This is a genomic window from Caulobacter sp. GW821-FHT10A10 (assembly GCF_059415745.1).
In genome coordinates, this window is record NZ_JBWKNV010000001.1 from 197,942 (window position 1) to 221,192 (window position 23,251).

General features: G+C 71.0%; 22 protein-coding genes. 12 read left to right on the plus strand and 10 right to left on the minus strand.

Translation table 11 applies throughout. The annotated features are described in order from the left end of the window. Positions 1-22 precede the first annotated feature (22 nt). From AC07NS_RS01010 to AC07NS_RS01030, 5 genes are all read left to right on the plus strand, one after another. Entirely contained in the window at positions 23-274 is a 252-nt protein-coding gene (locus AC07NS_RS01010) for an antitoxin (RefSeq protein ID WP_110119838.1), read from the plus strand. Further along, positions 271-552, plus strand: coding sequence for a type II toxin-antitoxin system RelE/ParE family toxin (locus AC07NS_RS01015; RefSeq protein ID WP_494600779.1), 282 nt, complete (start codon positions 271-273; stop codon positions 550-552). Before AC07NS_RS01010 ends, AC07NS_RS01015 begins: the two co-directional genes overlap by 4 nt. A 57-nt stretch (positions 553-609) precedes the next feature. Continuing rightward, on the plus strand, positions 610-2,001 hold the full coding sequence (locus AC07NS_RS01020) for an alpha/beta hydrolase family protein (RefSeq protein ID WP_494600781.1): 1,392 nt from the start codon (positions 610-612) through the stop codon (positions 1,999-2,001). A 100-nt stretch (positions 2,002-2,101) separates the two neighbouring features. Continuing rightward, positions 2,102-3,442: a glycoside hydrolase 5 family protein gene (locus tag AC07NS_RS01025; protein WP_494600783.1), complete on the plus strand. Its 1,341-nt coding sequence runs from the start codon at positions 2,102-2,104 to the stop codon at positions 3,440-3,442. A gap of 91 nt (positions 3,443-3,533) precedes the next feature. Then, positions 3,534-5,705, plus strand: coding sequence for a hybrid sensor histidine kinase/response regulator (locus AC07NS_RS01030; RefSeq protein WP_494600784.1), 2,172 nt, complete (start codon positions 3,534-3,536; stop codon positions 5,703-5,705). A 173-nt stretch (positions 5,706-5,878) separates the two neighbouring features. Here the strand turns inward: AC07NS_RS01030 and cydX are convergent, their stop codons facing one another. From cydX to AC07NS_RS01045, 3 genes are read right to left on the minus strand one after another with little or no spacing between them, the layout of a single operon-like run. Then, complete coding sequence (cydX, locus tag AC07NS_RS01035; RefSeq protein WP_494600785.1) at positions 5,879-5,998, minus strand: cytochrome bd-I oxidase subunit CydX; 120 nt, start codon at positions 5,996-5,998, stop codon at positions 5,879-5,881. Between the two features lie 12 nt (positions 5,999-6,010). Next, positions 6,011-7,153: a cytochrome d ubiquinol oxidase subunit II gene (cydB, locus tag AC07NS_RS01040; protein ID WP_494600786.1), complete on the minus strand. Its 1,143-nt coding sequence runs from the start codon at positions 7,151-7,153 to the stop codon at positions 6,011-6,013. 13 nt (positions 7,154-7,166) lie between these two features. After that, positions 7,167-8,747 (minus strand): cytochrome ubiquinol oxidase subunit I, encoded by a 1,581-nt coding sequence (locus AC07NS_RS01045; protein WP_494600787.1) that lies wholly within the window; start codon positions 8,745-8,747, stop codon positions 7,167-7,169. Between the two features lie 124 nt (positions 8,748-8,871). Here AC07NS_RS01045 and cydD point away from each other — a divergent pair, with 124 nt between their 5' ends. The 4 genes from cydD to fixJ are packed head-to-tail and all read left to right on the plus strand — an operon-like array spanning position 8,872 to position 14,260. Beyond that, the gene (gene cydD / locus AC07NS_RS01050; protein WP_494600788.1) at positions 8,872-10,515 is read left to right on the plus strand and encodes a thiol reductant ABC exporter subunit CydD; all 1,644 of its coding nucleotides are present in this window, start codon (positions 8,872-8,874) and stop codon (positions 10,513-10,515) included. Continuing rightward, positions 10,512-12,152: an amino acid ABC transporter ATP-binding/permease protein gene (locus tag AC07NS_RS01055; RefSeq protein WP_494600790.1), complete on the plus strand. Its 1,641-nt coding sequence runs from the start codon at positions 10,512-10,514 to the stop codon at positions 12,150-12,152. Before cydD ends, AC07NS_RS01055 begins: the two co-directional genes overlap by 4 nt. Before the next feature lie 6 nt (positions 12,153-12,158). Next, positions 12,159-13,655: a PAS domain S-box protein gene (locus AC07NS_RS01060; RefSeq protein ID WP_494600792.1), complete on the plus strand. Its 1,497-nt coding sequence runs from the start codon at positions 12,159-12,161 to the stop codon at positions 13,653-13,655. Then, positions 13,652-14,260 carry a response regulator FixJ gene (gene fixJ / locus AC07NS_RS01065; RefSeq protein ID WP_494600794.1) on the plus strand — a complete coding sequence of 203 codons (609 nt, stop codon included), beginning with the start codon at positions 13,652-13,654 and terminating at the stop codon, positions 14,258-14,260. The genes AC07NS_RS01060 and fixJ overlap by 4 nt, the downstream gene beginning before the upstream one ends. Before the next feature lie 115 nt (positions 14,261-14,375). On the opposite strand, the gene AC07NS_RS01070 is transcribed toward fixJ, so the two are convergent. The 4 genes from AC07NS_RS01070 to AC07NS_RS01085 all read right to left on the minus strand — a co-directional run bounded on the left by AC07NS_RS01070 (position 14,376) and on the right by AC07NS_RS01085 (position 18,453). After that, on the minus strand, positions 14,376-16,097 hold the full coding sequence (locus AC07NS_RS01070) for a hypothetical protein (RefSeq protein ID WP_494600795.1): 1,722 nt from the start codon (positions 16,095-16,097) through the stop codon (positions 14,376-14,378). A gap of 185 nt (positions 16,098-16,282) precedes the next feature. Then, positions 16,283-16,543: a gamma-glutamylcyclotransferase family protein gene (locus AC07NS_RS01075; protein WP_494600796.1), complete on the minus strand. Its 261-nt coding sequence runs from the start codon at positions 16,541-16,543 to the stop codon at positions 16,283-16,285. A gap of 1 nt (position 16,544) precedes the next feature. Then, positions 16,545-17,246 carry an alpha/beta fold hydrolase gene (locus AC07NS_RS01080; protein ID WP_494600798.1) on the minus strand — a complete coding sequence of 234 codons (702 nt, stop codon included), beginning with the start codon at positions 17,244-17,246 and terminating at the stop codon, positions 16,545-16,547. Next, complete coding sequence (locus tag AC07NS_RS01085; protein WP_494600799.1) at positions 17,239-18,453, minus strand: MFS transporter; 1,215 nt, start codon at positions 18,451-18,453, stop codon at positions 17,239-17,241. The genes AC07NS_RS01080 and AC07NS_RS01085 overlap by 8 nt, the downstream gene beginning before the upstream one ends. Positions 18,454-18,528: 75 nt before the next feature. Between AC07NS_RS01085 and AC07NS_RS01090 the strand changes: the two genes are divergently transcribed. After that, positions 18,529-19,416, plus strand: coding sequence for a LysR family transcriptional regulator (locus tag AC07NS_RS01090; protein WP_494600801.1), 888 nt, complete (start codon positions 18,529-18,531; stop codon positions 19,414-19,416). A 208-nt stretch (positions 19,417-19,624) separates the two neighbouring features. Here the strand turns inward: AC07NS_RS01090 and AC07NS_RS01095 are convergent, their stop codons facing one another. The 3 genes from AC07NS_RS01095 to AC07NS_RS01105 all read right to left on the minus strand — a co-directional run bounded on the left by AC07NS_RS01095 (position 19,625) and on the right by AC07NS_RS01105 (position 21,604). Continuing rightward, positions 19,625-20,044: a response regulator transcription factor gene (locus tag AC07NS_RS01095; RefSeq protein ID WP_494600802.1), complete on the minus strand. Its 420-nt coding sequence runs from the start codon at positions 20,042-20,044 to the stop codon at positions 19,625-19,627. Beyond that, entirely contained in the window at positions 20,041-20,892 is an 852-nt protein-coding gene (locus tag AC07NS_RS01100) for an aldose 1-epimerase (protein WP_494600804.1), read from the minus strand. The genes AC07NS_RS01095 and AC07NS_RS01100 overlap by 4 nt, the downstream gene beginning before the upstream one ends. A 112-nt stretch (positions 20,893-21,004) precedes the next feature. Then, positions 21,005-21,604: a YitT family protein gene (locus AC07NS_RS01105; RefSeq protein WP_494601839.1), complete on the minus strand. Its 600-nt coding sequence runs from the start codon at positions 21,602-21,604 to the stop codon at positions 21,005-21,007. Positions 21,605-21,853: 249 nt separating this feature from the next. Between AC07NS_RS01105 and infC the strand changes: the two genes are divergently transcribed. Next, on the plus strand, positions 21,854-22,375 hold the full coding sequence (gene infC / locus AC07NS_RS01110) for a translation initiation factor IF-3 (RefSeq protein ID WP_198574607.1): 522 nt from the start codon (positions 21,854-21,856) through the stop codon (positions 22,373-22,375). 66 nt (positions 22,376-22,441) lie between these two features. Then, a complete protein-coding gene (locus AC07NS_RS01115; RefSeq protein ID WP_494600805.1) occupies positions 22,442-23,179 on the plus strand; it encodes a 2OG-Fe(II) oxygenase in 738 nt (245 codons plus the stop codon). Positions 23,180-23,251: the final 72 nt, after the last annotated feature.

Sequence of the window (23,251 nt, forward strand, 5' to 3'; positions counted from 1 at the left end):
CCATGGGCGAGACCCTTCGCCCATGGCCGACGGCTTCGACATCCACATCGACGAAGAGCAGGCCGCCCGATTGGCGGCGGTCGCCGAGCGGCTGGGCGTTTCGCCGGCCGAGTACGCGCGCGAACTGATCGAGGCCGGGCTGGACGACCTGCCGCCCAGGACGATCGATCCCGATCCGGCCATAGACGAGGCGATCGCCGACGCCGTAGAGGCCGGCGAGGAGCCCACCATCTCGCTGGAAGAATTCCGCGCCCAACTTCTCGGCCGTCGTTGACCTACACGGTCGCGGTCACGCTTCGAGCGAGCCGGGACGCCGCCCGCCTGGACGCCACGCTAAGGGAACAAAGTCCGCGCGCGGCCGACAGACTGAGCGCCCAAATCGCCCAAGCCGCGACCAGCCTAGAGGAAAGCCCTCTTCGCGGCCGTGTCGTCGGTCCGACCACCCGCGAGATCAACATACCCTTCGGCCGCAGCGCCTACATCGTTCGCTATCGCGTCAAAGGCCAGCATGTGACCATCACCCGGATCTGGCACGGGCTGGAGCAACGGTAGACGACGCGGCGCCCGCATGCGCAATCTTCGGGAGAGTTTCCTGGAGACCATACAACCATGCGCTTGCTGCGATCCGTGGCCCTCGCCGCCGCCCTGTTCGTCGCCCCTGCGATCGCCAGCGCCCAGGTCGAGCCGATCGTCGGCGACTGGTACGGCACGCTGCAGGCCGGGCCGACCAAGCTGCCGCTGGTGTTCCACGTCAAGGCCGACGGCTCGGCCAGCGTCGACAGCCCGGCCCAGAGCGCGCTGGGGCTGAAGGCGACCGCCAGCTTCGCCGACGGCAAGGCCCGGCTGGTGCTGACCATGCCGGCCGCGGCGTTCGAGGGCCAGCTGTCGGCCGACGGCAAGACCCTCGCCGGGAACTGGCTGCAGGGCGGCGCCAGCCTGCCCCTGAGCATGGGACGCACCCCGCCGGCGGTCGCGCCTGTCCGGCGGCCGCAGACGCCCAAGCCGCCCTTCCCCTACCGCGCCGAAGAGGTGTCCTACGTCAATCCGGCCTCTGGCCTGAAGCTGGCCGGGACCCTGACCCTGCCGCCGGGCCAGGGTCCCTTTCCGGTCGCCGTGCTGATCACCGGCTCGGGGCCGCAGGACCGCGACGAGACCCTGTTCGAACACAAGCCGTTCCTGGTGCTGGCCGACGCCCTGACCCGCAAGGGCGTGGCCGTGCTGCGGGTCGACGACCGCGGGGTCGGCGGCTCGCAGGCCGGCGACATCAAGACCGTGACGAGCCTGGACTTCGCCACCGACGTGGCGGCGGGCGTGGCCTTCCTGCGCGAGCGCAAGGACATCGACCCCGACCGGGTCGGCCTGATCGGCCATAGCGAGGGCGGGCTGATCGCCCCGATCGTGGCGGCCAAGGACCCCCGGATCGCCTTCGTCGTGCTGATGGCCGGCACCGGCGTGCCGGGCGCCCAGGTGATGCGCACCCAGAGCCACGACATCGCCGTGGCCAGCGGCGCCCCGCCGGCCGCCGCCGAGCAGCAGGCCCAGCTGATCCAGACGGCGTCCGACACCGTCATCGCCGAGCCCGACCCGGCCAGGATCAAGCCCCGCCTGATCGCGGCGCTGGGCGAAAAGGGCATGCCGCCGGAAGCCGTCGAGGCCGCGTTCGGCCGCTTCGCCTCGCCCTGGTTCAAGACCTTCCTCACCCTGGATCCCGCCGTCTACCTGCGCCAGGTCCGCGCGCCCGTCCTGGCGCTCAACGGCGACAAGGACACCCAGGTCTCGGCCGCCCAGAACCTGCCGGCGATCAAGGCCGCCCTGGCGGACAACAAGGACGCCACGACGCTGGTGCTGCCCGGCCTCAACCACCTCTTCCAGACGGCGACCACCGGCGCGCCGTCCGAATATCTCGAGATCGAGGAGACCCTGGCCCCCACGGCCATCGCCGCCGTCGTCGACTGGACCGTGGCCCACGCCGCCAAGGCGCCTCACAAGCACGCCGACTAAGGGCGCGCGGAATAACTTCATCAAATTTATTTAATCGCTGGACCGGCCCCGAGGCGCTCCGCTAACGTCCCGGCAAATCACAAGTGGGGAGACACCGGGAATGCTTTCGCGACGCGCGATCCTGGCCGCCGGCGCGGCGAGCCTGACGGTCGGTTCGGCCGCCGTTCCGACCCTGGCCGCGGCCCGTCCGGGTTTCGTGAAGGTCGAAAAAGGCCGCCTTTCCCTGGGCGGCAAGCCCTATCGCTTCGTCGGGGCCAATCTCTGGTACGGCGCCTGGCTGGGAGTTCCGGCCGCGTTCGGCGATCGCGCGCGGCTGACCCGCGAGCTCGACAAGCTGCAATCGCTGGGCGTCACCAACCTGCGCGTCCTGGGGGCGGGCGAGCGTTCGCCGGCCAAGGTGGCGCTGGATCCGACCTTCCGCGGCCCGGGCGAGGACTACGACCAGGACCTGCTGAAGGGCCTGGACGTGCTGCTGGCCGAGATGGGCAAGCGCGGCATGAAGGCCGTCATCTACGTCAACAACTTCTGGGACTGGTCGGGCGGCATGCCGGCCTATCTGAACTGGACCGGCAACGGCACTTGGTTCCAGCAAGGCGACCCGGCCCACCCCTGGCCGCAGTTCGCCGACTATTCGGCGCGCTTCTATTCCGACGGCAAGGCCAACACCCTGTTCCGCCACTATGTGAAGGCCCTGGTCGGCCGCACCAGCACCGTCACCGGCAAGCCCTATCGCGACGATCCGACGATCATGGCCTGGCAGCTGGCCAACGAGCCGCGCCCGGCCGGCAGCGAAGAGTTCGGCAAGGTCAACCGCCCCGCCTATGACGCCTGGATCGACGGCACCGCCCGCTTCATCAAGAGCCTGGACGCCAACCACCTGGTGTCCAGCGGCAGCGAGGGCGACATGGGGTGCCTGGGCAGCGAGGCCTGCGTGGCCGAGAGCCACAAGACCCCGGCCATCGACTACCTGACCCTGCACGTCTGGCCCAACAACTGGGGCTGGATCTCGATGACCGACCAGCCCTCGACCTACGAGGCCGGCGAGGCGCGCTCGCGCGACTACATCCGCCGCCACATCGCCCTGGCCAAGCGGATGGGCAAGCCGCTGACCATCGAGGAGTTCGGCCTGATCCGCGACGAGCGCGCCTTCGCGCCCGGCTCGCCGGTCACCTTCCGCGACCGCTTCTACAAGATGGTGTTCGACGAGGTCGAAGCCGACATGAAGGCCGGCGGCCCGATCGCCGGCGTCAACTTCTGGGCCTGGAACGGCGAGGGCCGCGCCCAGCACGCCGACGCCTGGTTCAAGAAGGGCGACCGCTCCTATGTCGGCGATCCGCCGCAGGAGGAGCAGGGCCTGTTCGGCATCTTCGACGCCGACGCCTCGACCGTCTCGATCATCCGCGACCACGCCAAGGCGGTGAAGGCGATCAAGCGCGCCTGAGAAACCTGAAGGATGTGGTAAGCGGATGCTCAACCCTTCCTTCAAAGCTTGACCTGTAGGGTTCCCGACATAGCGAGCGTCGGGAACCCGAATGAGCACGGTCAATCCGAAGGACCACGACGACCGGGCGAGGCGACGCCGTCGCCTGGCGGCGCTGTGCGACACCTTGCTGGCCTCGCCCTCGCGGGTGAACGGCCTGGCCGCGCGACTGGCCTTCTGCATCGCCGTCTGCGCCGCCACCCTGCCCTATTCGCCCTGGATCCCGCCCCTGGCCTGGCTGGCGGTGATGGCGGTCCTGGCGCTGGCCGAGCACCGGAACCTGCCGCCGGGACGGACCCTGTTTTCCTGGCTGCAGAGCGCCGGCTACGCCGCGGCGGCCTTCTACCTGACCTTCTTCGAGACCGGCGCGGCCCAGACCTTCGGCGTCACCCTGTTCGGGGTGGTGATGTTCGAGATCGTGGTCCGCGACTACGCCCGCCCCCGGCGCCTGGCGATCAACATGTCGCCGATGCTGGCGGCGATGCTGCTGGTGCAGACCGTTGCGGCCGTCTTCCTGATCCGCGCCGACCAGCCCTGGCGGCTGGCCACGGTGCTGGCCACCACCTACGTCGTGTTCCGCGCGCTGCGCGCCGTGCAGGTCGACCTGCATCGGGCCCGCCGCGACCTGGCCGAGGCCGAGGCCCGCGCCCAGGCCGACGCCCGCACCATCCGCGAGGCCCACCGCATCGCCCTGATGGCCGAGACCATGGCCGGGGTGGGCCACTGGCGGGCCGACATCGCCAGCGGCGTCATCACCTGGTCGGAGGGCGTCTTCCGGATCTTCGGCCTGGAGCCGGCAAGCGTCGCCCCGGGGCTGACCGAGCAGCTGACCTTCTTCGACCCGTCCGAGCGCGACGCCCTGGAGACCCGCTTCCGCTCGGCCGCCGTCACCGGCGAGCCGTTCGAGACGAGCCTGCGGCTGACCCGCACCGACGGCGCGCTGCGCCACGTGGTCTGCCACGGCGCGGCCGAGCTGGGTCCCGACGGCCAGGTCGTCACCCTGTTCGGCGCGGTCATGGACGTCACCGAGGCCCACGCCCGCGAGGCGGCCCTGCTGGACGCCAAGCTGCAGGCCGAGGCCGCCGCCGAGGCCAAGGCCGAGTTCCTGGCCAATATGAGCCACGAGATCCGCACCCCGCTGACCGCCATCAATGGCTTCACCGCCCTGCTGGGCGAGCTGGACGACCTGCCGCCGACGGCCGACGCCTATGTCCGCCGGGTCGACACCGCCGGCCAGGCCCTGCTGGCCGTGGTCAACGACATCCTCGACTTCTCCAAGCTGGAGGCCGGCCACGTCGCCCTCTCGCCCGCGCCCTTCGCGCTCGAACCGTTCCTCGACGACCTGGCGGCGATGTTCGCCGAGCAGGCCCGGGCCAAGGGCCTGGCGCTGGTCGTCGAGATCGATCCCGACGCGCCGGCCGTGCTCAACGCCGACGCCGGCCGCCTGAGCCAGATCGCCGTCAACCTGCTGGGCAATGCGGTGAAGTTCACCGAGACCGGCGAGGTGCGGATCAGCGCCGCCTTCCGCGACGGCCTGCTGCACGTGGCGGTGTCGGACACCGGCTGCGGCGTGCCGGCCGACAAGCGCGCGCGGTTGTTCCAGCGCTTCTCGCAGGTGGACGGCTCCCACACCCGCCGGCACGGCGGCACGGGCCTTGGCCTGTCGATCTGCAAGGGCCTGGTCGAGCTGATGGGCGGCGACATCGAGATGGTCCCCGCAGACGGCGGCGGCTCGGTGTTCCGCTTCCACGTTCGCGCCATGCCGGCCGACCTGGCCGCGAGCGCCGCGCCGACGCGGGCGGCTTCGGTGGAGGGTCCCGCCGCCCAGGTGCTGGTGGTCGACGACGTCGACGCCAACCGCGAGTTGGTGCGGGCCATGCTGCAGGCGATCGGCCACGAGGTGATCGAGGCGGCCAGCGGCGCCGAGGCGGTGCTGATGGCGTCGGACCGGCCGTTCGACCTGATCCTGATGGACCTTCAGATGCCGGGCATGGACGGCTTCGCCGCCGCCCGGGCGATCCGTGGACCGATCTCGGCCAACCGCTCTACCCCGATCATCGCGCTCAGCGCCGACGTCCTGCCCGAGCATGTCGGGGCCACGGCGGCGGCGGGCATGAACGGCCACATCGGCAAGCCGATCTCGGCCATGGAGCTGATCGGCGCGGTCGAGCGCTGGTCGGGCGTACGGCTCGACGCGGCGGAGCCGGAGTTGGTGGAAGCTTAAAACCTCCCCCTCTGGGGGAGGCGGCCGAAGGCCGGTGGGGGGCCGTTTTCAGCTTCCGAGGCGGCTGAAAGTCATCAACCACTCCCCCCTCCGATCGCTGCGCGATCGCCTCCCCCACAGGGGGAGGTTCCTATGAAAAGAGGCCCGGTTTCCCGGGCCTCCCTTGCTGTGGCTCAGGGCTCCGACGCCCCGGTGTCGCCCTCGTCGGTGAGGTTGAACTCGTACCAGACGCCGTTGAGGACGCCGAAGGCCAGGGCCAGGCCGAGGCCGAGGATCCAGGTGAAATACCACATAGCGCGATCTCCTCAGTACAGGGCCGGGTCGGTCTTCAGGGCGGCGCTGCTCGTGCGGCCCCAGAGCACCCGGTAGACGAAGGCGGTGTAGGCCAGCACCACCGGCAGCAGCAGCACCACCACGACCAGCATGGTGAACAGGGTCGAGTGGCTGGACGAGGCGTTCCAGACCAGGAAGCTGGAATGGGCGTCGACCGTGCTCGGCAGGATGAACGGGAACATCGACAGGCCGCTGGTGGCGATGATGCCCGCGGCCGAGGCCGAGGATCCGCCGAAGGCCAGGCCTTCCTGGCGCTTCAGCAGGCCGAAGGTCGCGAAGGCCGCGCCGACGAAACCCAGCACCGGGGCGATGACCATCCACGGATAGCGGACGTAGTTGTCGAACCAGGCGCCCGGGGCCGCCACGGCCGTGGCGCGCAGCGGGTTGGACGGGCCAGCCGGATCGACCACGCCCTCGACGCGGAAGCCGAGCTTGCTGGCCAGCAGGCCGCCCAGGGCGAAGAGCACGATGCTGGCGACGCCGGCGACCAGGCCGAACTTGCGGGCGCGGTCGACGATCGGCCCCCGCTCGGCCTTCACCGATAGCCACGCCGCGCCGTGCAGCACCAGCATGCTGGTCGACAGCAGGCCGCAGACCAGGGTGAACGGCGTGAAGAGTTCGAAGAACGAGCCGTGATAGGTGCTGCGCAGGTCGCTATCGAGCTTGATCGGGGCGCCTTGCAGCACGTTGCCGACAGCCACGCCGAACACCAGGGCCGGCACGAAGCCGCCGATGAACAGCGACCAGTCCCAGAACGAGCGCCACTTGGCCTCCGGCCGCTTGGACCGGTACTTGAAGCCGACGGGTCTAAGGATCATCGCCGACAGCACCAGGAACATGGCCAGGTAGAAGCCGGAGAAGGTGGCGCCGTAGACCATCGGCCAGGCGGCGAAGATCGCCGCCCCGCCGGTGATGAACCACACCTGGTTGCCTTCCCAGGTGGCGCCGATGGTGTTGATCACCGTGCGCCGCTCGTCGTCGTTGCGGCCGACGAAGGGCAGCAGGGCGGCCACGCCCATGTCGAAGCCGTCGGTCAGGGCGAAGGCGATCAGCAGCACGCCCAGCAGGCCCCACCAGATCAGGCGGAGGGTCGGATAGTCGAGGGGGAGTTCCATGATCTGGTCTCCTTTAGGCGACGGCTTCGGCGACAGGCGCGCCGGAGGCTGTTGGGCCAGTGTCTGTGGGGAAGGCTTCCTGTTCGGCGAACGGACCCTTCTTGATGGTCTTCAGGATCAGCCCGACCTCGACCACCGCCAGGGCGCCGTAGAGCAGGGTGAAGCCGACGATGCTGGCCAGCAGCTGCGGCACGCTGAGGCTGGAGGGCGACAGGAAGGTGGGCAGAACCCCGTCGACGGCCCAGGGCTGACGCCCGACCTCGGCCAGCACCCAGCCCAGCTCCGTGGCGATCCACGGCAGCGGGATGGCCAGCACCGCCAGTCGCAGGAACCACTTGGTGTGATGCTTGCGCAGGGTGACCAGCACGAAGGCGGTGGCGAAGAGGGCGATCATCAGCAGGCCCGTGCCGGCCATGATGCGGAAGGCCCAGAACATCACCGGCACGTTGGGCACGGTGTCCCAGGCGGTCTTGGCGATCAGCTCCTTGGAGGCCGTGCGCGGGTCGTCGACATGGCGCTTGAGCAGCAGGGCGTAGCCGAGGTCGCGGCGGTTCAGTTCGAAGACGGCCCGGGCCTCGATGTCCTTGGGATTGGCCTTCAGCTTCTCCAGCGCGTCATAGGCGACGACGCCGTGCTCGATGCGGTCCTGCGCCGAGGCCACCAGTTCGAAGATGCCTTCGACCGGCTTGTCGATGCTGCGCGTGGCGATCAGGCCCAGCACATAGGGGATCTTGACCTCGGCGTGGGTCTTGCGGTCGGCGAGACTGGGGATGCCGAAGGCGGTCAGGCCGGCCGGGGCGGGCTCGGTCTCCCACATGGCCTCCAGAGCCGCGAGCTTCATTTTCTGGTTGTCGGTGAGGGCGTAGCCGCTCTCGTCGCCGAGCACGACGACCGACAGGGCCGACGCCAAGCCGAAGGCGGCGGCGACGGTCATCGACCGTTTGGCCACGCCCGTCCACCGGCCCTTCAGCAGGTAGAAGGCCGAGACGCCGAGCACGAAGACGGCGGCGATGGTGTAGCCGGCGCTGACGGTGTGCACGAACTTGGCCTGGGCGACGGGATTGAAGATCACCGCCTTGAAGTCGGTCACCTCCATCCGCATCGTGTCGGGATTGAAGGCCGCGCCGACCGGGTTCTGCATCCAGCCGTTGGCGATCAGGATCCACAGAGCCGACAGGTTGGTGCCCAGCGCCACCAGGAAGGTGACGAGCAGGTGGGTCACCGGCTTCAGCTTGTCCCAGCCGAAGAACATCAGCCCGACGAAGGTGGCCTCGAGGAAGAAGGCCATCAGGCCCTCGATGGCCAGCGGGGCGCCGAAGATGTCGCCCACATAGTGCGAGTAGTAGGCCCAGTTCATGCCGAACTGGAATTCCATGGTGACGCCGGTGGCGACCCCAAGGACGAAGTTGATGCCGAACAGCGTGCCCCAGAACTTGGTGACCGTGCGCCAGATCGGGCGCTTGGTCATGACGTAGACCGCCTCCATGATGAACAGCATGAAGGACAGCCCCAGTGTCAGGGGCACGAAAAGGAAATGGTACAGGGCCGTGAGGGCGAACTGCAGGCGGGATAAATCGACGACGGCGGGATCCATGGGTAGCTCCGGGGTCGAACGGCGATCGGTCGCGCCGGACGAGCATCTCGCCTTAGGCGTGTCGGCGGAAGGGGTCTTTGATCCCGATCAAGGCCGCCCTCCGATGGAGCGCTAGACCCCGCTCATGACCGCCCGCTCCCCCGTCGAGACCGAGATCCTCACGCTCGCGCGCCCGTGGCTGCGCGGCTTGAACAAGGCGACCGCGAACGGCGGGCGATCGGCGGTGCTGTGGCGGCTGGCCGACGTGGTCGGGGCGGCGGGCTTCGCCGCGGGCCTGGCCTTCGGGATCGACGCCCTGACGCGGAGCCTGAACGAGGCCCTGCCCTTCCTGGCGCTGGCCCTCGGCTCGGCCCTGGCGCGCGGGGCGATGGCCGCGCAGGCCGGCAAGGCGGGCGCGCAGGCCGCCGCCCAGGCCAAAGCCCACGCCCGGCGCGAAGCCGCCGCCTCGCTGCTGGCGCCCGGCGCGCCGCGCGGCGGGGCCGCCGTCACAGCTGTCATGGAGGGCGTCGAGGCGCTGGACGGCTATGTCTCGCGCTTTGCGCCCGCCCGCGGCGCCTCGGCGATCGCGCCGTTGCTGCTGATCGCCCTGACCGCCGTCGCCAGCCCGGTCTGCGCCGGCATCCAGCTTTTCACCCTACTGCCTTTCATCGCCGCCATGGCCCTGGCCGGCATGGCCGCCGCCGACGCCTCGCGCCGGCAGTTCCTGGCCCTGGAGCGGCTGTCCAGCCTGTTCCTCGACCGGGTGCAGACCCTGCCGGTGGTGCTGGCCTTCCAGGCCGAGGGGCGAGTGACGGCGGGCCTGGCCGGCGCGGCGCTCGACCTTTCCAAGCGGACCCAGGCGGTGCTGCGCGTGGCGTTCTTCTCGTCGGCGGCGCTGGAGTTCTTCGCCGCCCTGTCGGTGGCGCTGGTGGCGGTCTATTGCGGCTTCAACCTGCTGCGGCTGCTGCCCTTCCCGGTTCCGGAGACGCTGGACCTCAAGCGGGCCTTCTTCGCCCTGGCCCTGGCGCCGGAGGTCTACGCCCCGATGCGCAAGCTGGCCGCCGCCTATCACGACCGCCAGGCCGCCGAGGCCGCCGCCCTGACCCTGGCCCGCCTGCCCACGCCCGCCCCGGCCGCCGCGCCGCTGGCCCTGACGAAGGCGCCGAACATCCGCTTCCAGGGCGTCGGGGTGACCTATGCCGGCGGCGAGGCGGCCGTGTTCGAAGGGCTCGACCTGATCGCCGCCGGTGGGACGATCACCGCCCTGCTCGGCCCCAGCGGCTGCGGCAAGACCACCGTGCTGAACCTGCTGACGGGCCTTGCCCCGCTCACCGCCGGCGAGGTGCGGGTCGGCGACGCGAAGCTGTCGGCCGTCGGATCGTTCGCCGCCGACCTAGCCTGGGCCGGGCAGTCGCCGCTGCTGCTGGCCGGGTCGCTGGCCGACAACCTGGCCCTGGCCCGCCCCGACGCCTCGCGCGAAGAGCTCGAAGCCGCCGCCCGTCGCGCGGGCCTGTCCGACCTGCTCGACCGCCGGGGCGGTCTGGATGCGCCGCTGGACGAGCGCGGCGGCGGACTGTCGGGCGGCGAGCGCCGGCGGCTGGGCATCGCCCGCGCCCTGCTGAAGCCCGCGCCGATCCTGCTGCTGGACGAACCGACCGCCGATCTCGACGCCGCCGCCGAGGCCGCGATGATCGCCGCGATCAGAGAGGCCGCCGCCGGCCGCACGACCCTGATCGCCACCCATTCGGAGGCCCTGGCCGTCGTCGCCGACCAGGTGGTGCGCCTGTGAGCCCGCTCTCGAAACTCGTCGCCGAGCAGCGCCGTCGGCAGGCCCGGCCGCTGATCCTGGCCACCGCCTGCGCCGCCGTGGTCGGCGCGGCCTCGACCACCTTGCTCGGCCTCTCGGGCTGGTTCATCACCGGCGCGGCCCTGGCCGGCGTCGCGGGCCTTGCGACCGCGCAGGCCTTCAACGTGCTGCTGCCCAGCGCCATGATCCGCCTGCTGGCGATCCTGCGCACCGGCGCCCGCTACGGCGAGCGGCTGCAGGGCCACGCCGCGGCGCTGGACGCCCTGGCCGCTATCCGCCCGCGCCTGTTCGCCAGCCTTGCCGCCGCCCCGCCGCGTGAAGCCCTGGCCGTCTCGCGCGGCGAGGCCGCCGCCCGCCTGGTGCAGGACGTCGACGCCGTCGAGACCCGCTTCGTGCGCCTGTCCGCCCCCTGGGGCGCGGCGGCCGGGGTCGGGCTCGCGGTGGCCCTGTCGGCCATCGCCGGTATCGGCCCGGCCGTCGCCATCGCCCTGGCCGTCGCCCTGCACCTGATCCTCGCTCGCGTGCTGACCCGCAAGCTCAGCGCGCCCGCCGGCGCTGCGATCCAGACGGCGGCTGGCGAACTGAAGGAGGCCCTAGCCGCCTTCGCCGCCGCCGCGCCGGAGCTGAAGGTCTATGGCGCGGAAGGTCCGGCCCTCGATCGCATCGCGCAGCTAGGCGGCCGGCTCGACGCCCTGAAGGTGCGCGCCGTGCGGGCGCAGGGCGTGCTGGCCCTGTTGGAAGGCGCGCTGACGGGCCTGGCCGTCGCCGCCGTGCTGGCCCTGGCCGCCCCGGCCGGCGCTCCGCTGGCGGCGCTGGCCGCCCTGGCGGCTGTGATGGCCATCGAGGCCGCCGCCCCCATCGCACGGGCCTTCGAGCAGGACGGCGCCGCCGAGGCCGCCGGCGAGCGGTTGGACGCCATCCTGCGGCATGCCCCGGAAACCGCCACGCCCGCCGTCGCCAGTCGCCCCGCCTTGCGCCTGCTGAACCAGGACCTCGCGCCCGGCGCACGGCTGGCGATCGTCGGCCCCACCGGCTGCGGCAAGACCACCCGGCTGGAACAGCTGCTGGGCCTGCGCGACGCCCCCGCCGACGCCTTCGCGCTCGGCGGCGTGGACGGCGCCGGCCTTTCGCCTGCCGACCTGCGCCAAGCCTTCGCCTACGCCCCGCAGGACGCCGCCCTGCTGGCCGGCACGGTGCGCGAGAACCTCAAGCTCGCCGCGCCGGCCGCCTCGGACGAGGCCCTGTGGGCCGCCCTCGACGACGCCGCCCTGGCCGACCGCGTCCGCGCCCTGCCGCAGGGCCTGGACACCTGGCTGGGCGAGGCCGGCGAGCGGCTGTCGGGCGGCGAGCGCCGGCGCCTGTCACTGGCCCGCGCCCTGCTGCGCGACGCGCCCTGGCTGCTGCTGGACGAGCCGACCGAGGGTCTGGACGCGGCGACCGAGGCCCGGGTCGTGGCGCGGCTCGACGCCCGCCTGCGCGCCACGGGGCAGGGCCTGGTGCTGGTCAGCCATCGGCAAGCGCCGCTGGCGCTCTGTGAACGGACAGTCGCTGTCGAGACGGTGTCGCCGGCCGCCGGACCGGCTATAAGCGCCCCCATGACCACGACGGCGACGCTCTAGACGATCATGGCCGCGCCCCAGCGCCCGCCCGCGCCGCTGTACAGCGAGCTTCGCCTCGGCGTCTTCATGGCCGCCGCCGGCCTGGTGGCCGGCTGCGCCCTGCTCTATTTCGCCCTGCCCAGCCGCTACGCCGCCCCGGCGACCTTCCTGCTGTTCGTGCCGTCGGTGCTGATCAGCGCGGCGCTGGGCGGACTGATCCCCGGCCTGGTGGCGACCATCCTGGCCTCGGCCATGGTCTGGTTCCTGACCTTCTCGCCCCAGCCCGACCAGGCCACGGCCGTCTCCAGCCTGGTGTTCCTGATGATCGGCGTGGGCATGTCGATCGGCGGCGGCTGGTTCCACGCCGCCCGCCGGCGGATGGCCGACATCACCGACCACCTGCGCTCGGTGCTCGACACCGTGCCCGACGCCGTGGTGGTGATCGATCCGCGCGGGATCATGACCTCGTTCAGCCCCGCCGCCGAGCGCCTGTTCGGCTGGAACGCCCCGGAGGTGATCGGCCGCAACGTCAGCATGCTGATGCCCGAGCCGCACCAGAGCGCCCACGACGCCTATCTGGAGCGCTACGAGCGCACCGGCGACAAGCGGGTGATCGGCATCGGCCGGGTCGTCACCGGCCTGCGCCGCGACGGCACGACCTTTCCGATGGAGTTGGCGGTCGGCGAGACCAAGGGCCCCACCCGCGCCTATACCGGCTTCATCCGCGACCTGACCGAGCGCCACGCCACCGAGAGCCGCCTGCAGGAGCTGCAGGGCGAGCTGGTCCACGTCTCGCGGCTGACGGCCATGGGCGAAATGGCCACCACCCTGGCCCACGAGCTGAACCAGCCGCTGTCGGCCATCGCCAACCTGCTGACCGGCTCGCGCCGGCTGATGGACCGCGGCCGCCCCGAAGACCAGGCCAAGGTGCGCGACGCCATCGACCGCGCCTCGGACCAGGCGTTGCGGGCCGGCGACGTCATCCATCGCATGCGCGAGTTCGTCCGCCGCGGGGCCACCGAGCGCGACGTCGAGAGCCTGTCGGAACTGGTCGACGACGCCCGGGCCCTGGCCCTGATCGGCGTGCGCGAGGGCCAGGCCGAGGTCAGCATCGCCCTGGACCCGGCCTGTGACGCCGTCTTCGCCGACCGGGTGCAGATCCAGCAGGTGCTGGTCAACCTGATCCGCAACGCCGTCGAGGCCATGGACGGCCGGCCCGTCCGCCGCCTGTCGGTGACCAGCCGCCGGCAGGACGACGGCGTCGTCGAGGTGGCCGTGGCCGACACCGGCTCGGGCGTCGACGACGAATTCCGCGCCCGGCTGTTCGAGCCGTTCATGACCACCAAGGCCGAGGGCATGGGGGTGGGGCTGTCGATCTCGCGCTCGATCATCGAGGCCCACGGCGGCCGCATCTGGGCCGACGCCAATCCCGGCGGCGGCACGATCTTCCGCTTCACCCTGCCGCCCGCCCCAGAACCTACCTCGCACCAAGCCGACAAGACCGAGCAGGAGACCACCCGATGAGCGACGCCGTTGTGCACGTGGTCGACGACGACGCCGACGCCCGCGACTCCCTGGCCTTCCTGCTGGAGACGGCCGATTTCCGGGTGCGCACCTATCCCGACGCCCAGGCCTTCCTGGCCGCTCTGCCGTCGGCCGAGGCCGGCTGCGTGATCACCGACGTGCGCATGCCCGGCATGTCGGGCCAGGAACTGGTCAAGCGCCTGCGCGCCGAGGCCTCGGCCCTGCCGGTGGTGATGATCACCGGCCACGGCGACATCCCGATGGCCGTCGAGGCCATGCGCGACGGGGTGGTGGACTTCATCGAAAAGCCGTTCTCCGAGGCCCGCATCCTGGCGGCCCTGGAACGCGCCCTGGCCAGCGCCGCCCCGGCCCAGCCGGCGGTCAGCGACGACCAGGCCCAGGTGCTGGCCCGCATCGAGACCCTGTCGGAGCGCGAGCGCCAGGTGCTGGACGGCGTCGTGGCCGGCCAGCCCAACAAGATCATCGCCCGCGACCTGGGCATCAGCCCCCGCACCGTCGAGATCTACCGCGCCAAGCTGATGAGCAAGATGCACGCCGACAACCTGGCCGCCCTGGTACGGATGACGTTGTCGGTCAGGGGCTGATCTCGCCCTAGGACGGATCGACATTTACCGACCTGAGCTCATTTTCACCGAGCATCCCCGCCTTCGCGGGGAGACACGGATTTGAAGGTCGCGAACGGCTGAATGTCGATCCGACCTAAGCGGCCGGGCAGCGGATCGGCTTCAGCGGCCTGATCTCCCTGGCGCTGGGGACCTCGGCCTTCAGCAGCCTGGTCAGTGCGGGATCGTCGGGCTCCCGGCCGTCGTACGCCTCCTTGGCCGCCCTGCGTTTCCACGCCTCGGCGGCCTGCGCCAGCAGGGTCCGATCGCCGGCGTCGAGCGCGGGCGAGACCGCCATCCGCTTGGCGAAGTCGATGCTGAAGGAACCGCCGGACCGTCCCCAGGCGCGGATCAGCGCCGCGCGCGGGCCGGGGCCGGCGCAGAACACCTGCGTCACCGCCGCCTCTTCCCGCTTGTCGTCCGAGACGCCGGACCAGCGCATGGTGATATCCAGCGGCAGGGCCAGCCGATCCTCGGCCTCCCCGGCTGTCGGAGGGGCCAGCGTCTCGGGCCGGACCAGTTCGGCCGTGGCCCAGTCGGTGATCTCGCGAAGATGGCCCGACAGCATCAGGGTCAAGGCCGGGTTGGCGCGATAGTCGGCGCCCAGCAGGACCTTCGGGCCCTCCACGAAGTCGGCGTCGATGTCGAAGCGCTTCTTGGCCTCGGTCGCCAGGGCCATGGAAAAGCGCGGCCAGCGCGCCTCGACCGACGGATCGGCGCGCCAGCGCGGCGGCTCGCCGCCGTAGGGATCCTCCTGCACCTCCGCCGTCAGCCGCAGCAGGGCCTGGGCCTCCTCGGCGGACGTCGCCGCCGCCAGGCGGGCCGGAAAGCGCGCCTCGATCAGGTCGTAGGCCCGTCGGTACTGGCCGTTGGCGGCCAGGAAGCGCAGGCCGATGTCGAGGTCGGCGAGCGAGGCGTCCTCGCGCAGGAACGGCTCGAAGACCGGCGCGGCGTCGGCGTGCCCTTCCTCGATCAGCGCTTCCAGTATGGCGGTCTCGCGCGGGTCGCGAACGGGCTTGGCCGGCGGCGGCCGGTCTCCGGTCAGCTGGGCCATGAGGAGGTCGGTGAGGGCCCCCGCCTCGGACTGCTCGGCGTCGAAGGCCGCATCCCGCGGCGCGTAGCGCGGCGGCCGGCCGGCCTTGAGGTCGTCATAGGCGGCCAGCAGGAACGGCGTCGGCTTCCAGGGCGAGATCGAGCCCAGGTGGCCGCCGATGTCGCCGGCTAGCGCCGTTTCGTAAGCCGTCCTATCGGGCTTGGCGTCGAGCTGGGCTTTCAGGGCCTCCAGCCGGGCGAGCCGAGCCATCGGATCCGGATCGCGCTGGATGTCGAGATAGGTCCGCACCATCCGCGACCACGGACTGTCGGGACCGGCATAGTCTTCGTTCACGCGCGAAAACGCATAGGGCAGCACGCCCAGGCTTTCGCCGCGACGGCCCAGCATCAGCAGATAGCTGCCGCCCTTGGCCAGGGTGACGCGGTTGCACGGGCCGTTGTGGCCTTCGGGGTGGGAGAAGGTGACGTCGCTCGGATCGCTGCGCACGGTGCGCCCCAGCATCACGCCCCTGACATCAACCTCGCCGCTCAGGTTCCCCTTCAGGCTCTCGGTCACGCGCACGCGCATCGGCCAGTCGAAGGGCGGCGCCTCCGGAGCGGAGGCCGGCGCGGACACCGGCGTGGCGACGACGATGGCCTCGGCGATCTGCACGAGCTCGAAATTGCTGGGCCGGACATAGCCGTAGGCCGGGGAGCACGCCTGAGCCGCAGAACCCGTTGTCAGCGCCAGGGCCGCCGCCAGACCCACCAACCAAGACTGCCGCATGGCGCTCCCCCTGTCGTTTTGCGGGAGCCTACGAACAGACCTTGAAATCTACAAGCGTAATCTATTTCGACACCCGACCGCCTGCACGACGGGATGTCGATCCGCCCCAGCCGTCAGTCGGCCAGCACGTAAATCCAGGCCTCGACCTCACCGTCGTCAGTCGTCACCGCAGCCAGCGCCCGGCGTTAGCCCTCGCCCTCGAAGGCGTCCAGGCGCGGCCAGTGGGCCGGAAGATCGTCAGAAGTCAGCACCTGCACCGGCACGGCGACGCCGGCCGGATCCAGCACCAGCCCCGGAAAGCCGAGATCCGCGCCCCAACCCTGGGCGACCAGCCGTCCGGTGACGACGCCCGCGCTCCACTGGCCGACGAGATCGGCCAAGTGGTGATGGTTGGGCTTGCCCGGCGCCAGCGTGCCGTAGACGGCCAGGCGGTTGGGATCGCTCATCTCAGGCCTCCATCAGCCAGGCGCGCAGCAGGGCCGTGGTCTCGTCGGGCCGCTCCATGGCCGGCAGGTGGCCGCAGTCGGCGAAGACGTGCAGGGTCGAGCCGGCGACGCCCTCGTGGATCGCCTGGGACTCGGCCGGGGGCGTCAGGCGGTCGAGATCGCCCACCGCCACCAGGGTCGGCACGCGGATGTCGGCCAGGCCGGGACGCGAGTCCGGGCGGCCGAGGATCGCCTGCTGCTGGCGTAGGAAGGCCTCGCCGCCGACCCGGCCGGCCATGGCCTTGACCTCGCCGGCCAGGGGATCGTTCAGCCGCGAGGGCGGCAGGAGCTGCGGCATCATCTGCTGGGTCACGCCCAGGAACCGTCCGACCGACACGGCCGCCATGGCCCGGCGGCGCTGCTCGGCGCGCTGGGGGCTGTCGGGGGCGGCGCTGGTGGAGAACAGCGCCAGCCGCGTCACCCGCTCGGGGGCCTGGCGCAGGATCTCGAAGGCGACATAGCCGCCCATGGAGAGGCCGCCGAGGGCGAAGCGTTCGGGCGCGGCGGCCAGCACGCGCTGCGCCATGGCCGAGACGCTTTCGTCGAGGGTCAGGTCGGCGACCTGGATATCGGCCACGTCGTGCAGGGCCAGCACCTGCTCGCGCCACAGGCGGGCGTCGCACAGCAGGCCGGGCAGGAGAACGAGCGGGGCGAGATCAGCCATGGCGGGTCTCCTTCAAACGCAGGGCCAGGACGCCGGCGACCACGGCCAGCACGGTGGTGAAACCCGCCACCGCCGACCAGCCGCCCGCGCGCCAGAAGCCGCCGCCGGCCGAGCCGGCCAAGCTGGAGCCTACATAGTAGAACAGCAGGTACAACGCCGCCGCCTGGCCTTTGGCCTTGCCGGCCAGGGCGCCGACCCAGCCGCTGGCCACGGCGTGGGCGATGAAGAAGCCGATGGTGACCAAGGCCACGCCCGCCACGATCCACGGCAGGCCGGCCGGCAGGGTCAGGGCCACGCCCGCCAGCATGACAGCGAGACCAATGCTCAGCAGGGTGCGCCGGCCCCAGCGGTCGGCCAGCTTGCCCGCCGTCGACGAGGCGACCACCCCGAAGGCGTAGACCAGGAAGATCAGGCTGGTCTGGCCCTGGCTGAGGCCATAGGGCGGGTCCTCCAGCCGGAAACCGGCGTAGTTGAAGATCGTCACGAAGACGCCGGTCAGGCAGAAGCCGACGGCGAACAGGGCCAGCAGCCGCCGGTCGGCCAGGGCCGCTCCCCAGGCGGCGGCCTGGGCGGCGCGGGCCGGGGTCGGCTGGAAATGGCGCGAGCGGGGCAGCAGCAGGAAGAAGGCGGCGGCGGCCAGCAGGTCCAGCGCCCCGATCGTCGCCATCGCCGAGCGCCAGGTCCCGACCTCGACCAGCAGGCCCATGCCGACCCGTCCGGCCATGCCGCCGAAGGCCGTTCCGGCGACGTACAGGCCCATGGCCGCGCCCAGGTCGCGGGGCTCCATCTCCTCGCCCACATACGCCATGGCGACGGCGGGCACGCCGCCCAGCAGGAAGCCCTCGGCCGCCCGCGCCAGCAGCAGCATCGGCCAGGACGGCGCGAAGGCGGCGGCGAGGTTCAGCAGGGCCGCGAGACTCATCGACGCGAACATCAGCCCCTTGCGGCCCAGGCTCTGCGACGCCGCCCCAGCCAGCAGGATCGCCACCGCCAGCGCCCCGGTGCTCAGCGACAGGGCCAGGGAGCTCTGGGCCGGGGTCAGCCCGAAATCGCGGGCGAAGGTCGGCATCAGGGGCTGCACGCAATAGAGCAGGCTGAAGGTCGAGAAGCCGCCCAGGAACAGGGCCAGCGACATGCGCCGGAACCGCGCCGTGCCGGCGGCGATACGCGGCGGCGAAAGATCGGTCGTGGGAGCGATGGCGGTCATGGCGTCGATCTAGAAGTCGGCCGCCCCATAGTCCAATATATGGCGAAGGCTTTCTTGATCGCTTTTGGAGATGACATGGAGCTGCGCCACATCCGCTACTTCCTGGCCGTGGCCGAGGAGCGCAACTTCACGCGCGCCGCCGCCAGGGTCGGCATCGGCCAGCCGCCGTTGAGCCAGCAGATCAAGGACCTGGAGACCGAACTGGGCGTGCAGCTGTTCCGCCGCATTCCCAGCGGGGCCGAGCTGACCGAGGCGGGCAAGGCCTTCCACGCCGCCGTGCGCACCCTGCCCGACCAGGCCGGCGCGGCGGCCGTGCTGGCCCGGCGGGCGGCGCGCGGCGAGACCGGCTCCCTGCGGCTGGGCTTCACCGGCTCGGCCAGCCTGCATCCGGTGGTCTCGACGGCGGTGCGGGCCTATCGCCGGCTCTATCCGGAGGTCGAGCTGTCGCTGACCGAGAGCAACAGCACCCACCTTTCCGAACACCTGGCCGAGGGCGCGCTGGACGCGGCCTTCCTGCGGCCGGGCTCGGTGAACCTCGAGGGCCTGGCCGTGCACGACCTGGTCGACGAGCCGGTGATCGCCGCCCTGCCGGCCAGCCATCCGGCGGCGGCCTCCGATCCGGTGGACCTGTCGCTGCTGAAGGACGAACCGCTGATCATGACCCCGCGCCACCTGGGCCCCACGGTGCATGACGCGGCGGTCGAAGCCTTCCGCGCCGCCGGCGTCGAGCCGGTGATGGGCCAGGCCGCGCCGCAGATGACCTCGGTGATCGTGCTGGTCGCGGCCGAACTGGGCGTCTCGATCGTGCCGGCCTCCATGCGTCAGCTGGCCGTCGAGGGCGTCGCCTACCGCGACATCGCCGGCCAGAGCCCCGTGGCGCGGCTGAGCCTGGCGGCCACGAAGACGCCGAGCCCGGCGCTGAGGAACTTCATCCAGGTGATCCGGCCGGCGTTTCGGGGGTGAAGGAGCGAACTCCCCCCTCCCCCAACTCCCGTCATTCCCGCCCTTGTGGCGGGAAACCCTGGCTCCGCCCGCATGTGAAGCGCCAGCGGCGTGCCGAGCACGCCGCCCCTCCCGCCCTTGCGGCTGACAGAGGGGTTCCCGCCACAAGGGCGGGAATGACGGGCGGATAGGGGGCGGGAATGACGGGGTAGTTTGGGAGGTGGGGAACTTAAGCCCCGACCGCCTTCTTCACCTGCAGGCTGAGCGCGTCGGTGATCAGGGGCTTGTGGGCGACGCCGGCCCAGAGGGCGTCGGCGGCCGAGAGGTCGACGGGGCCGTCGGCCAGCAGCACGGCGGGGGTGCGCACGCCCTTGCCGCGCAGGGCCGCCAGGGCCAGGAAATCCACGTCCAGCACCAGGCAGTCGGCGGCGATCATCTCCGACAGCGACGCCTCGTCCACCCCGGCGAAGGCGCGGATCCAGTAGCCCTCGGTCTCCAGGGCGAAGGCCAGGGCCTCGCGCAGGGCCGCGTCGGCTTCGACGACGACCACCAGCGGACGGGCGGGCGGAGGGGCGCTCATCGCGCCATTCAAGCCCGCGTCGGCCCAGCGCGCCTTGATCCGGCGCAAATCCAGCAGGTCGGCGATCATGCGACTTTGAGGGTCATCCAGACCGACGTCGTCTCGCCCGGCGCCAGGGCGACGATCCCGGTCTCGCCTTCACCGAAGGGGTCGGGACGGCTGGCGGTGGGCTCGACGCAGACGAAGTCGGCGCCCGGCGGCGAATAGACGTGGACCCAGCGGCAGTTGTCGGAGGCCTCGATGGTCGTCGACGTCCCGCCCGGGGCCGACAGCACGGCCTTGCCGGAAAAGCCGGTCCAGCAGTTGTCGATCAGGCTGTCGGTGGCGGTCGGCGCGCCGGCCGTCCAGTCGCGCATCCAGACGCCGTCGTGGTGGGTCGTGGGCAGCACGTCGGCGTCGACCATCCAGACGCCGTCGACGCCGGCCTGCAGGGTCTCGCCCGGACGGGCGGCGAAATAGGGGTGCAGGCCAAGGCCGGCCGGCATCGTTTCCGTCCCGGTGTTGGTCACCGACAGTTCGATGCGCAGCCCCTCGTCGGACAGCACCAGGATCTGCTCGGCGCGATAGGCCCAGGGCCAGTCGGACGGGGCGTGGTCGTAGGTCAGGACGGCGCGGGTGTCGGACAGGCCGGTGACCGTCCAGGCGGCGCGCCAGCCCTGGCCGTGCAGCGGATGCGGATGGCCGGCCAGGTTCGGGGCCAGGGTCACCTCGCGGCCTTCGAACGAGAAGCGGCCATGGGGGATGCGGTTGCAGAACGGGACCAGCGGGAAGCAGCCGACGTCGAGCGCGTCGGTCGCGCCTTCCGGCGTCGGGCGCAGCACGTCGCGGCCGTCGAACACGAAGCGGCCGATCGAACCGCCCACCTGCGGCAGCAGTTCGACGCGGGCGCGGGCGGTCGCCAGGACGGGACGTGTCATCGGGAACCCATTGTTATGTTAGCGCTAACTTGAGCTTTACGGAGCGTCATATGCCAGTTCCGGCCGCTCTCGAACAGAGGGCCTGTCGACATCGTCGTCAGTAGTCGGGACGTTAGTAGCCGGCGTAGCGCCCCGGCTTGTGGTTGGCGATGATGACGATGCTCAGAGCCACGGCCGACAGGATCGACAGCAAGAGCTTGTCGAAGCTGACCACCATGAAGGCCGCGCCGACCACCAGGACGTCGGTGGCCATCTGCACCTTGCCCGCGCTGATCCCGTGCTTTTCCTGCAGCCACAGGCCCAGCACCCCGACGCCGCCGACCGACGAGCGGTGACGGGCCAGCGCCAGGATGCCCATGCCGATGATGGTGCCGCCGAACACCGCCGCGAACACCGGGTTCACGCCCTGCAGCTTCAGCCAGTGCGGCAGGGCCAGGGTCAGGCCGGTCAGCAGGATGTTCACCACCAGGGTCTTCAGGGTGAAGGTCCAGCCCAGGGCGCGCTGGGCGAAGACGTAGAACGGCAGGTTCAGCACGAAGAACACCACCCCTACCGGCCAGCCGCCCAGATAGGAGATGATCAGGGCGATCCCGGCGATCCCGCCGGTCACCAGCCCCGCCGTCTTCAGCAGGGTCAGGCCCACGGCGATGAAGCTCGTGCCGATCAGCAGGGCGTGGATGTCCTCGATGGGCGTATGGCGTGTGGTGGGCATATCGGGGGCGGCGGCGGTCAAGGCAGGGTCGAGTCGCGTCTGGAGGAAGGGAAAACGGCGTCCCGTCCCGATCGCGTTCCCGTCCCGCCGTCCCTTTCGCCACTTATCCGCGGTCGTGGAACGGTCTTGTCGCGGCGAGCGCTTGATAGCGCCCGTGTCTGGCGTCATATATCATCTGAACGCGACGCCCCATGGGCGCCGCGCGAAATCCTCTACAACAATTCCGGAGCCGCCCCTATTCGCCGTCCCATGCAAGCGCCGCCCGTCAAGGATGGACCGCGTATCAACGATGAAATCCGCGTCCCCCGCGTGCTGCTGATCGACCAGAACGGCGAGAAGCAGGGCGAGATGCCGACCGCCTCCGCCATGGAAGCGGCCGAAGAGGCTGGCCTGGACCTGGTCGAAATCGTTCCGAACGCGAACCCGCCGGTCTGCAAGATTCTGGACTATGGCAAGTTCAAGTTCCAGGAGCAGAAGAAGAAGAACGAGGCCCGCAAGCGTCAGAAGGTGGTCGAGCTCAAGGAGATCAAACTCCGCCCGAACATCGACATCCACGACTACGAGGTGAAGGCGAAAGCCATGCACCGCTTCTTCGAGGAAGGCGACAAGGTCAAGGTGACCCTGCGCTTCCGCGGTCGTGAAATGGCTCACCCGGAACTCGGCATGAAGCTGCTGCTCAAGGTCAAGGCCGACTTCGAGGAAGTCGCCAAGGTCGAGTACGAGCCCCGCATGGAAGGCCGTCAGATGATCATGATCCTGGCGCCCCGCTAAGCTTCGGCTCTATCTTCGAAGACGCCCCGGTCACCACCGGGGCGTTTTTCGTTTCCGGTATCGTCCATGCCCCAACCCGCCCAGCAAGCTCCCCTGTCCCTGGACCCCGGCCTGACGCCCGGGGCCTGGCGCGACGCCTTCGCCGCCAACGGCCGGCTGCACGTGCCGGGGTTCCTGACCGCCGACTCGGCCGCCCGCCTGCACGCGGCCCTGACGCTGGACACGCCGTGGAGCGGCGTGGTCGGCGTCGGCAAGAAGCTGTGGAACCTGCCGCTGGACGGCCCCGGCGCCCTGTCGCCCGCCGACGATCTGGCGCTCGATCGCCAGGTGGCCGAGGAAACCCGCAACGGCTTCGGCTTCCGGTTCGACAATTTCCGGGTCAGCGACGAGGTCGAGGCCGGCCGTCGCGAAGGCCGGCTGGTCGAGGCCGCCTACGACCTGCTGAACGGCGAGGCCTTCCTCGACTTCGTGCGCGACCTGACCGGCGACGACCGTCCCGTCTATTGCGACAGCCAGGCCACCCGCTATCGCCCCGGCCACTTCCTGACCGAGCACGACGACCACGCCGACGGCAAGAACCGCCTCTACGCCTATGTCCTCAACCTGACGCCGAACTGGCGGGCCGACTGGGGCGGGCTGCTGCTGTTCCTAGACGGCGACGGCCACGTGGCCGAGGGCTACACGCCCAGCTTCAACGCCCTCAACATCTTCCGGGTGCCCCAGAAGCACGCCGTGACCTACGTCACGCCGCACGCCGCGGGCCCGCGCCTGTCGCTCACCGGCTGGATCCGCTCGCAGCGCTGATTTCGCGCAGCCCCGCTCGACCTCCCGGCAAGGTAGAGCTTATATTGACCCCGGGGACCTTTCTGGGGGCTG